At 64.6% G+C, this 8190-nt stretch carries 8 protein-coding genes; 3 read left to right on the forward strand and 5 right to left on the reverse strand.

Translation table 11 applies throughout. The annotated features are described in order from the left end of the window. Nucleotides 1-287: 287 nt before the first annotated feature. Nucleotides 288-1676, reverse strand: a complete 1389-nt coding sequence (gor, locus tag AUP43_RS03645; RefSeq protein WP_067552855.1) for a glutathione-disulfide reductase — start codon at nt 1674-1676, stop codon at nt 288-290. Nucleotides 1677-1835: 159 nt separating this feature from the next. Continuing rightward, the gene (locus tag AUP43_RS03650; RefSeq protein WP_198154812.1) at nt 1836-3635 is read right to left on the reverse strand and encodes a calcium-binding protein; all 1800 of its coding nucleotides are present in this window, start codon (nt 3633-3635) and stop codon (nt 1836-1838) included. Between AUP43_RS03650 and AUP43_RS19190 the strand changes: the two genes are divergently transcribed. Further along, entirely contained in the window at nt 3531-3773 is a 243-nt protein-coding gene (locus tag AUP43_RS19190; RefSeq protein WP_198154814.1) for a hypothetical protein, read from the forward strand. The genes AUP43_RS03650 and AUP43_RS19190 overlap by 105 nt on opposite strands. Before the next feature lie 100 nt (nt 3774-3873). Continuing rightward, on the forward strand, nt 3874-5010 hold the full coding sequence (locus AUP43_RS03655) for a PAS domain-containing sensor histidine kinase (protein ID WP_067552859.1): 1137 nt from the start codon (nt 3874-3876) through the stop codon (nt 5008-5010). 69 nt (nt 5011-5079) lie between these two features. Here AUP43_RS03655 and gabD read toward each other — a convergent pair whose 3' ends face one another. After that, a complete protein-coding gene (gene gabD / locus AUP43_RS03660; RefSeq protein ID WP_198154813.1) occupies nt 5080-6540 on the reverse strand; it encodes an NADP-dependent succinate-semialdehyde dehydrogenase in 1461 nt (486 codons plus the stop codon). Nucleotides 6541-6849: 309 nt separating this feature from the next. Beyond that, a complete protein-coding gene (locus AUP43_RS03665) occupies nt 6850-7506 on the reverse strand; it encodes a cold-shock protein (protein WP_067552861.1) in 657 nt (218 codons plus the stop codon). A 346-nt stretch (nt 7507-7852) separates the two neighbouring features. Here AUP43_RS03665 and AUP43_RS03670 point away from each other — a divergent pair, with 346 nt between their 5' ends. Then, nucleotides 7853-7975: an aa3-type cytochrome c oxidase subunit IV gene (locus AUP43_RS03670; RefSeq protein WP_067552864.1), complete on the forward strand. Its 123-nt coding sequence runs from the start codon at nt 7853-7855 to the stop codon at nt 7973-7975. A 70-nt stretch (nt 7976-8045) separates the two neighbouring features. Here the strand turns inward: AUP43_RS03670 and AUP43_RS03675 are convergent. Continuing rightward, nucleotides 8046-8190 (reverse strand): nucleoside-diphosphate kinase (locus tag AUP43_RS03675; protein WP_322096364.1); only part of this gene is annotated, 145 nt, incomplete at its 5' end.

Here is an 8190-nt window from a genome sequence, read left to right on the forward strand (position 1 = left end):
GGCTGAACCCTGGATTCCCGGGGCAAGCCCGGGAATGACGGTTGAGGGGGTGGGGAATCCACAGCGCGAGCGGCGGGCAAGCCCGGCGATGAGAGCTCTCTATGTCGCCCCCTTCCCAGACCGTCACCCCCGCACTTGTTGCGGGGGTCCACGCCTCAGCCCGCTGGATCGTCGGTCGAGAAGGCTGAACCCTGGATTCCCGGCACAGGGCCGGGAATGACGGTTGGAGGGTGTCAAACGGTTAGAGAACAAGTCCCTCGCCCCGGAAGGCAGGGGGGATTGCCTCATCAATCCGCGGCTTCGACCGTGCCGGGGACTTTCGGTTCCGGCTGTTTCTCGCGCATGGTGACGAATTCCTCGGCCGCCGTGGGATGGATGCCGATGGTGGCGTCGAAATCGGCCTTGGTCGCGCCGGCCTTGAGCGCGATGCCGAGGCCCTGGACGATCTCCGGCGCATCGACGCCGACCATGTGGCAGCCGACCACGCGGTCGCTGTCGCGGTCAACGACCAGCTTCATCATCGTGCGCTCATCCCGGCCGGACAAAGTGTGCTTCATCGGCCGGAAGCGGGAGACATAGGTGTCCACCGCCTCATATTGCTGGCGCGCCTGCGCCTCGGTCAGGCCGACGCTGCCGATCGGCGGATGGCTGAACACGGCGCTCGGCACGTTGGCATGGTCGACCGCGCGCGGCTTCTTGCCGAACACCGTGTCGGCGAAGGCATGGCCCTCGGCGATAGCGACCGGGGTCAGCGCGATGCGGTCCGTCACGTCGCCCACGGCATAGATATTCTCCACCGTGGTCTGGGAATATTCGTCGACCGTGACGGCGCCCTTCTTGTTCACATGCACGCCGGCTGCCTCCAGCCCCAGCCCCTTGGTGTTGGGCGTGCGGCCGGTGGCGTACATCACCGCGTCGCACTCGATGATCTCCTCGGAATCGGTCATCAGGCTGAGGCAGGATTTCGTTTTCTCGATGGAGGTGATGTTGGTGTTGGGGGCAATGGTGATGCCCTTCTTCACCATCTCCTCGGTCAGCGCGGCGCGCACATCCTCGTCGAAACCGCGCAATGGCAGATCGCGGCGGATTGCCAGCGTGACATCCGCGCCCAGCCCGTTGAAGATGCCGGCGAACTCCACCGCGATATAGCCGCCGCCGACGATCACCACCCGGCGCGGCAGGCTCTTCAACTCCAGCGCCTCGTTCGAGGTGATGGCGTGCTCGATGCCGGGAATCTCCGGCATCTCCGGCCAGCCGCCGGTGGCGATCAGAATCTTGTCGGCGATGTAGCTCTTCTTGCCGACCTTCACGGTATGCGCGTCGACCAGCGATCCGCGCCCGTCGATCAGTTCCACCCCGGCATCCTTCAGCAGGCGGATATAGATGCCGTTCAGCCGGTCGATCTCGGTATCCTTGTTGGCGATCAGCGTCTTCCAGTCGTGCGCCGTCTCGCCGACGGTCCAGCCGAAGCCGGCGGCATCCGCGAAATCCTCGTGGAAATGCGCGGCGTAGGTCAGCAGCTTCTTCGGTACGCAGCCGCGGATGACGCAGGTGCCGCCGACCCGATAATCCTCGCAGATCGCCACTTTCGCGCCCAGCTTCGCCGAGATGCGGCTGGCGCGCACCCCGCCGGAACCGGCGCCGATGACGAAAAGATCGTAGTCGTACTGGGCCATGAGACAGCGTCCTCGGTAAGTCGAATATCGGCCACGACCTTACGGCGGCACGGCGGGATCGGCAAACCCCTGCGCTTACTTTCGCAAAAAAGAAGGGCGGCGCCCGTGCGGGTGCCGCCCCAAGTTTGCGGGGAGTTTGGGAGTGGAAAACGCGGAGGATCAGCCGAACAGCGACCAGCCGCCGAGGGAGACGCCGCCGCCGACCGACACGCCGACGCCGACCTCGACTTCGACCTCGATCATGCCGCCGATCAGGCCAACTAGGCTGGGCTGGCTGTCCTCGGCCAACCAATCGCCGAGCACGCCGGGATTGCCGCCGGTGAGCTGGGTGACTGCGTTCTCGTCGCCGATCAGCCCGTCGATCAACGCGCCGACCGGGTCGTTGCCGACGATGTCGGCGATAACGCCCTGGCTGCCGGTCACGCCGAGCCCGCCACCCGTGACATCGCCGCCGCCGGTCAGCAGGCTGTTCAGCGTGCCGCTCTGGCCGAGCAGCTGGCTGTAATCCAGCATATCGTCGGCAGCGCCGATCAGGCTGGCGCTGTTCAGCGCCTCGGTCAGCAGGCCGTCATTGCCGACCAGCGACTGCACGAAGGCGTCCGGATTGCCGGTGTGCAGCAGGCCGCTCGGACCGACCAGGCCGCCGACGATGCCGGTGCCGGTGATCAGGCCGCTGACCAGGCCATTGTCGCCCAGCAGCGTATCCAGCAGGCCGTTCTGCCCGGTGACCGGGACCAGCGCGCCGGTCGTGTCGGTGACCAGCTCCATCAGGTCCGCATCGGCGACCAGACCGCCCAGCGGCGTACCCTGCAGCAGATCCTGCAGGTCGGAAACGAGCTGCTCGGCGGTGGTGTAGCCGTTGCTGAGCAGATTGTTCAGCAGGCCGGTGGAGCCGAGCGCGGAGTCGATGAGACCGGCGGCCGTGCCGTCATTGACGTTGATGCTGTTGATCAGCTTGCCGGCCACGTCGCCCAGACCGTCGAGCGCGCCCACCAGATCTTCCATCGGCGTGTTGAGGAAGTCGAAGAGTTCGTTCTCCTGGTGATTGGTGAAATCGATGGTCGGCGGATTGTTGGAGAGCTGGCCGGCCGTCACCGGGGTGTTGCCCAGGCCCTGCAGCGTGACCAGGCGGCCATCGTCCAGCACCAGCACCAGATCGTTGCCGGAGGCGTAGGAGCGGTCCAGCGCCCGGGCCAGGGCGGCATTGTCGGCCTTCTCCTCGCCATTGAGGATCAGCAGATGATCCTCGCCCAGCGTGAAGTCGGTAATGATGGTGTTCTGGCCAGCACCCGTGCCCTCGCCGGCCGGGCCGATCGCGAAGATATCGGCGCCCGTGCCGCCGGTGACGGTGTCGTTGCCCTTGCCGGTCAGCAGCACATCGTCGCCGGCACCGCCATTCATGAGATCGTCGCCGGCGCCGGCATTCAAGATGTCGTTGCCATTGCCGCCGGACAGCTGATCGTTGCCGCGGCCGCCATACAGCGCATCCGCGCCCTCGCCGCCAATCAGCGAATCGTCGCCCTGGCCGCCCCGCAGCAAATCGTCGCCGATGCCGCCATCGATCGTATCATTGTCCTGGTTGCCATGCAGGAAGTCGTTGCCGACCCCGCCGAACATCATATCCTCGTCGCGGCCGCCATAGCCGACATCGTTGCCTTCGTCGCCATGCATCGTGTCCTGGCCCTTGCCGCCGCGCAGCAGGTCATGGTCGGTTTCGCCATGCAGAAGGTCTCGCCCCTCATTGCCCTGCATCAGGTCGCTGCCGGCGCCGCCAAAGAGCGAGTCGTTCAGTTCCAGCGGGTTGAAGCTGCTGACGGCCAGGCCGCCATAGATAATGTCAATGCCAGCCATCCCATGGATGACGTCGCTGCCGAAACGGCCCTGGAGCCGGTCATTACCGCTGCCGCCGTAAATAACATCGGCGCCATCGCTGCCAGAAAAATCAACAGCGCCGCTCATCTGAGAAAAATTCATGGAACCGGACATAATCAACCCTCCTTGCTTGAAGTTCGTGGACGAATTGATCGCATTTATCCAGTTAATTTGGAGTTAAACTCATGTTTTTACTTTGTAATGTTTTGTTATTACCTGTCGTGAATTGTTAGTTTTTGTAAGTATCCTGCGGAAAGGATTCTTTAGTAAATTAGGTATAATTTTAGTCAAATCGCTCCTGCGACGTGATCTGGAAACCCTGACGATGCGCCAAAATTTTTCCCTGCCCGACCAGCTTCGGATAGAAGCCGCCGCCGCCGGTCTGCTCGATGGACTCCCGCTGCCGGCCTGGATGGCCGATGCCGACGGCGTCATCGTCTATTGCAACAACGCCTGCGCGCAGATTCTGGGCCTTACCGTGCCGCAGACGATAGGCCGCACCTTGTGGGATCTGTTCCCGCAAGCGCAGGCGGACGAGTATCACCAGAGCAACCTTGTGGTGCTGGGCAGTAATTGCGGCCAGCAGGGGCTGGAGCGCGGGCTGACGCTCAATGACGAGCGGCGCAGTTTCAACGTCAGCAAGTTCCCGGTTACGGTCACGCTTGCCGATGGCACAGAGCAGCGCTATGCCGGGGCCATCGCCACCGACGTCACCCGCCTGACCAGCGCGCGCGACAGCGCCCTGTCGGAAAGCGCGGCGAAGGACCGGTTCCTGGCCAATATGAGCCATGAGCTACGAACCCCGCTGAACGCCATCATCGGTTTCGCCGAGATGATCGCCAGCGGCCTGTTCGCCAGCCGGCCGGGCAAGCATGAAAGCTATGCCGGCGACATCATGGCGGCGGGCCGCCATCTGCTCAGCCTGGTGAACGACATCCTGCTGGTCGCCCAGTTGGGCGCCGGGGCGGTGAAGCTGCATCTGGAGCATGTCCCCCTCGCCGAGGTGCTGCAGGAAGCCGCCAGCATCCTGCAGCCGCAGGCCGCCCGCGGCGACATCCAGGTGGAGACCGCGGTGCTGGGCGCGACGACCGCGCTGATCGACCGCCGCGCCTTCAAGCAGATCATCCTCAACCTCGCCGGCAATGCGGTGCGCCACGCGCCCGCCGGCAGCATCGTGCGACTGGAGGTCGCCGGCGAGGGCGGCGCTTTCCGGCTGCGGGTGATCGACCAGGGCAGCGGCATCCCGGTCGAGCTGCGCGAGAAGGTGGTCAAGCCGTTCAGCCAGCAGACCGAGCCGCTGCGCACCGCCGGCGGCCGCACCGGCCTCGGCCTCGCCATCGTCAGCGGCCTGGCCCAGGCTCATGGCGGCAGCCTCGCCATTGAGGACACGCCCGGCGGCGGGGCGACGATGATCGTCACCTTCCCCCAGGCTGCCGTCGCCCGGCTGGCGCAAGCCGGCTAGCGAGCGCCTCGCCCGATAAAGAAAAGGGGCCTTGCAAGAGGCCCCTTTTCCGTTCGATGCGTGGGAAGATCAAATCCCCATGCAGAGATATTTCATCTCCATGAAATCCTCGATGCCGTATTTCGAGCCTTCGCGGCCCAGGCCGGATTCCTTTACGCCGCCGAACGGGGCGACCTCAGTGGAGATGATGCCGGTATTGATGCCAACAATGCCGTATTCCAGCCCTTCCGAGACGCGCCAGACGCGGCTGAGGTCTCGGCTGTAGAAGTAGGAGGCGAGGCCGAACTCGGTATCGTTGGCCATCTTGATCGCCTCTTCCTCGGTCTTGAAGCGGAACAGCGGGGCGACCGGGCCGAAGGTCTCCTCGCGGGTCACCTTCATGTCGGTGGTGACGCCGGACAGCACTGTCGGCTGGAAGAAGCTGCCGCCGAGCGCATGCCGGCTGCCGCCGACAACCACCTTGGCGCCCTTGCCAAGCGCGTCGGCGATATGCTCCTCGACCTTCTCCACGGCGGCCATGTCGATCAGCGGCCCCTGCACCACGTCGCTCTCGAAGCCGTTGCCGACCTTCAGATTGCCGACGGCCTCGGCCAGCTTCTTGGCGAATTCGTCATACACGCCATCCTGCACCAGCAGGCGGTTGGCGCACACGCAGGTCTGGCCGGCATTGCGGTATTTGGAGGCAATCGCCCCTTCCACCGCCTTGTCGAGGTCGGCATCGTCGAACACGATGAAGGGCGCGTTGCCGCCCAGCTCCATCGAGGCCTTCTTGACCGTGGCGGCGCATTGCTCCAGCAGCACCTTGCCGATCTCGGTGGAGCCGGTGAAGGTGATCTTGCGCACGATCGGGTTGCCGGTCAGCTCGCCGCCGATGGCGGAGGCGGAGCCGGTCAGCACATTCATCACGCCCTTGGGCACGCCGGCGCGCTCCGCCAGCTCGGCCAGCGCGAAGGCGGAATAGGGCGTCGCCGTCGCCGGCTTGATGACGATGGTGCAGCCCGCCGCCAGGGCCGGCCCCAGCTTGCGCGTGATCATGGCGGAGGGGAAATTCCAGGGCGTGATCGCGCCGACCACGCCAATTGGCTCCTTCGTCACCACGATCCGCTTGTCGGCCTGGTGGCCGGGGATGGTGTCGCCATAGACGCGCTTGGCTTCCTCGCCGAACCATTCGATGAAGCTGGCGGCGTAGGCGATCTCGCCCTTCGCCTCGGTCAGCGGCTTGCCCTGCTCGGCGGTCATCAGCGCGCCGAGATCGTCCTGATTGGCCATCATCAGGTCGAACAGCTTGCGCAGGATGACGGCGCGCTCCTTGCCGGTCTTGGCGCGCCAGGCGGGCAGCGCCTTGTTGGCGGCCTCGATGGCGCGCCTGGTCTCGGACGCGCCCATCTTCGGGACGGTGCCCAGCTTGGAATTATCGGCCGGATTGGTGACATCGAGCGTCTCGCCCTTGTCGGCATCCGCCCAAGCGCCGTCGATATAGCATTGCTGCCGGAACAGCTTCGGGTCCTTGAGGGTGATGGGCAGGCTCATGGGAATCGTTTCCTACTGTCTTGTGGGGGCGGCCGCCTTTTGTCGTGCGGGGCCGTCTCGGGGGCGGGAATTCGTCGCCGCCGTCGATGCCATCCGTCTCCGGAAGCCCTCGGCGCGAGGCGCAGCATGTTACCAAGCAGCAGGCGACCCGCAACGCCCATTGCAATCTGCATATGGGATAGCTGCCCCCCGCATCAAGCAAGTCCGGTCGCCGAGGCAGGCGGAATGCAAAAAGGGGCGCCCTCTTCCGGGGCGCCCCTCAACATGATCAGCGATAAGCCAGCCCGCCCCTCCGGGCCGGCCCATCCCTTAATCCTCGTAGCGCCGACGCGAGCCGCGACGTTCGAAATCGCGGCGGTCAGTGCGCTCGCCGAAGCCGCTGCGGTCGTTGAAGCCGCCCCGGTCGCCGCCACCGCCCCCGCCAAAGCGATCGCCGCCGCCGAAGCCGCCACGATCACCGCCGAAACGGTCGCCGCCACCGGCATAGCCGCCGCGGTCATTGCCGCCGCCGCCGAAGCGCTCGCCGCCACCGCCGAAACGGTCGCCGCCACCGGCATAGCCGCCGCGGTCATTGCCGCCGCCGCCGAAGCGCTCGCCGCCACCGCCGAAACGGTCGCCGCCGCGCGGACGATCGCCGAAATTATTGCGCGGGCGGTCGCCGAAACCGCCACGCGGACGATCCTCGAACCCGCCGCCGCCCCGCGGCGCCGTGGGATCGGCGGTGCTCAAATCCAGTTCCAGAACCTGGGAGACCTGGCGTCCCTTCTGGCCCTGCTGGACCTGGCAGACAATCGTGGAGCCCTTGGGCGCATCCTCGAAGTTGGCGCGCTTCAAGGCAGAGATATGCAGGAAAACGTCGGGGGAACCATCGGCCGGCGCAACGAAGCCGTAGCCCTTTTCCGCGCTGAACCACTTCACGGACCCGTTGATGGTGGGACCGTCACCACCGGAATTGTAATCGCTCATTGGGGGATGCTCTTTCGGCAAAAATAGATTCGACCCGCGACCACCTGCCTCGACCTCGATACCTGTGGCATTGACCTCATCGATCTTCCGCGGGCCTGGAAAGTCGAGGGCCTTTTTTGGTCTCTCTCCCGACATTCCGACATTTCGGATGCCTTGAAATTGGCGCTTTCAAGGGCAAATCGCAACAGATTTTAACCGATATGGGATGACGCGAATGTTAAAGCCGCATGAGCGTGGCTTTGCCTCTTTATTCGCGGACGGCGATTGCGCTATATGATGCTGCACTTCGGTCCGGCCATGCTGGATATCGTATTTTGCTTCTCTCGCTTGCAAGAGGCCGTTCGACATGACCATGGATGAAGAAACCAAACGCCACGCCCAGATTTACGACAGCTTCGTGTCGTTCTTCAAATACTCGACCGTCGCGGTCGTCATCTCGCTCATCCTGATGGCCATCTTCCTGGTCTGATCCGGCGAGCGACGGAAAAGAAAAAGGCCGGGAATTTTCCCGGCCTTTTGCGTTGGCGGATCGTCCTGGATCAGCCGACGATTTCTTCCGGCTTGAAGAAGTAGTCGATCTCGATCTTGGCGTTCTCGGCGGAATCGGAGCCATGGACCGAGTTCGCCTCGATCGATTCCGCGAAATCCTTGCGGATGGTGCCCGGCGCGGCGTTGGCCGGGTTG

The sequence above is a fragment of the Oceanibaculum pacificum genome (assembly GCF_001618175.1).
Lineage (GTDB): Bacteria > Pseudomonadota > Alphaproteobacteria > Oceanibaculales > Oceanibaculaceae > Oceanibaculum > Oceanibaculum pacificum.

Coding starts and splice junctions, on each gene's coding strand:
- gor (WP_067552855.1), bottom strand. CDS start 1,676: ATGGCCCAGTACGACTACGATCTTTTCGTCATCGGCGCCGGTTCCGGC.
- AUP43_RS19190 (WP_198154814.1), top strand. CDS start 3,531: ATGGATGACGTCGCTGCCGAAACGGCCCTGGAGCCGGTCATTACCGCT.
- AUP43_RS03650 (WP_198154812.1), bottom strand. CDS start 3,635: ATGAGCGGCGCTGTTGATTTTTCTGGCAGCGATGGCGCCGATGTTATT.
- AUP43_RS03655 (WP_067552859.1), top strand. CDS start 3,874: ATGCGCCAAAATTTTTCCCTGCCCGACCAGCTTCGGATAGAAGCCGCC.
- gabD (WP_198154813.1), bottom strand. CDS start 6,540: ATGAGCCTGCCCATCACCCTCAAGGACCCGAAGCTGTTCCGGCAGCAA.
- AUP43_RS03665 (WP_067552861.1), bottom strand. CDS start 7,506: ATGAGCGATTACAATTCCGGTGGTGACGGTCCCACCATCAACGGGTCC.
- AUP43_RS03670 (WP_067552864.1), top strand. CDS start 7,853: ATGACCATGGATGAAGAAACCAAACGCCACGCCCAGATTTACGACAGC.